Origin of the sequence: Pseudomonas sp. JV245A (assembly GCF_032424515.1) — a bacterium.
Classification (GTDB): Bacteria; Pseudomonadota; Gammaproteobacteria; order Pseudomonadales; family Pseudomonadaceae; genus Aquipseudomonas; species Aquipseudomonas protegens.
This window is the reverse complement of the sequence record NZ_VYKE01000339.1, coordinates 1-2,033: the sequence shown is the minus strand read 5'-3', so window position 1 is coordinate 2,033 and position 2,033 is coordinate 1. Positions and strand designations below refer to the sequence as shown.

General features: G+C 68.6%; 2 protein-coding genes. Both read left to right on the top strand.

The genetic code is table 11. The features are described 5' to 3' along the window. The coding region (locus F6S12_RS31370) for a Na/Pi cotransporter family protein (RefSeq protein ID WP_315869819.1) at nucleotides 1–1,480 on the top strand (1,480 nt) is incomplete at its 5' end. Continuing rightward, the gene (locus F6S12_RS31365) at nucleotides 1,468–1,818 is read left to right on the top strand and encodes a DUF2493 domain-containing protein (RefSeq protein ID WP_041752297.1); all 351 of its coding nucleotides are present in this window, start codon (nucleotides 1,468–1,470) and stop codon (nucleotides 1,816–1,818) included. The genes F6S12_RS31370 and F6S12_RS31365, both read left to right, overlap by 13 nt. Nucleotides 1,819–2,033 lie beyond the last annotated feature (215 nt).

Genomic DNA, 2,033 nt, shown 5'->3' with positions numbered 1-2,033 from the left:
CGCCGCCGGCACCCTGGGCCTGGCCCCGGCGCTGGCGGTGATGCTGGGGGCCAATATCGGCTCGACCCTGGTGGTCCAGCTGCTCAGCCTCGACCTCTCGCTGGCGGCACCTGTGGCATTGCTGGCGGGCTTCCTGTGCTTTCGCCTGCGGGACGATTCGCGCTTTGAAAGCATCGGCTGCGCACTGATCGGCCTGGGCCTGATGCTGCTGGCCCTGGGCATGCTCGGCGCGACCCTGGGGGCGGTGGAAGGCACCCCGGTGTTCCAGCTGGTGATGACCAGCCTCGACGGCGACCTGCTGCTGGCCCTGCTGGTGGCGCTGCTGCTGACCTGGATGTGCCACTCCAGCGTTGCCGTGGTGCTGCTGATTGCCTCGCTGGCCGGCACTGGGCTGCTGTCGCCGGCCACCAGCATGGCCCTGGTGCTGGGGGTCAACCTCGGCAGCACCCTGCCCTCGCTGCTCAGCGCCAGCGGCAACGTGGCCCGGCGCCTGCCCCTGGGCAACCTGCTGGTGCGCCTGTCGGGAGCGGCGCTGCTGATGCCCTGGATCGCCACCCTGGGCCAGTGGCACGTCATCGAGCAACTGCCTCCGGCACTGCTGGTGGTGGCCCTGCACACCGCCTTCAGCCTGGTGCTGGCGCTGCTGTTCATCGGTTTCACCGGGCCAATGGCCAAGCTGCTGACCCGGCTGCTGCCGGCCCCGGCCGCGGTGACCGACCCGGGCATGCCGCTGTACCTGGACGAAGCCGGCCTGGAAGTGGCTAATATCGGCCTGTCCAACGCCGCCCGCGAAGCCTTGCGCATGGCCGACATGCTCTCGGGCATGCTCGACCGGGTGCTGCAGCTGTTTCGCACCGCCAACCAGGCCAATGCCGATCAGGTGCGCCATATCGATCAGTCCCTGGACCTGCTCAGCGCGGCGATCCGCGCCTACCTGGCGGATATCGGCAAGGAAGGCATCAGCGACCAGGATGCCGACCGCTCCCAGGAAATCCTGCTGCTGGTGATCAACCTGGAACATGCCGGGGACATTCTCGCCACCAGCCTGGCGCACCTGGCCGCGCGGCGCTTGCGCCGTGGCGAGCCGTTTTCCGAGTTCGAGCTGAGCACCCTGTACCCGCTGCACCAGGAACTGCTGGACAGCCTGAGCCTGGCCATCACCGTGTTCCTGCGCGAAGACCTGCCCACCGCCCACCAACTGGTGGCGCGCAAGGAAAACGTACGGCGCCTGGAAGCCGCCGCCAGCCGCGAGCACTTTCGCAAGTTGCGCGAAGACCGTGGCGCCTGGGCCGAATCCGGGGACATTTTCCAGCGCTTGCTGCGCGACTACCGGCGGGTTCACCACCACATCGCCGCCCTGGCCTACCCGGCCCTGGAGCGCGCCGGTGAACGGGACATCGAGCACGCTTACCTCAACGAACCGCTGCCCGGCGAGACCAGCATCAGCCCGGTAAAGGAGAACAGCCCATGCGCGTCCTGATCTGCGCCGGCCGCTACTACGCCGACGACCGCCGGTGCCGCCAGGTCCTCGACGCCTTTCAGCGCCTGCATGAAACCCGCGTGGTGATTCATGGCGGCAGCCAGTTCCTCGGCGCCCATATCGAGGACTGGGCCCGGGACATCGGCGCCGACATCGTCCGCTACCCGCCCAACTGGCAACGCCATGGCAAGCACGCCGAACGCCTGCGCAACGCCTTCATGCTGGCCGACAGCCGCCCCGACATCGTCCTCGCCCTGCCCGGTGGGGAAGACACCGAAGAACTGCTGGCCCAGGCCCGGGCCCGGCAGATCCAGGTTCTGTCGATGGCCGACCAGTAAGCCTCCCTAGCCGCCACCCTCTGCACCGGCCCGCACGCCAGATGCACCGGTGCCCCAACCCAGAACGAGATCCGCCATGTCCAAGCACACCCCACATCGCCCCTCGCGTTCCAGCGCCTTTGGCCACCCTCTGCCTGCCGCGAAAAGCCGCATGCTCAAGCGCAACCTGCTGTTCCTCGCCCTCACCGCCAGCGCGACCGCCACCCTGGCCCTGT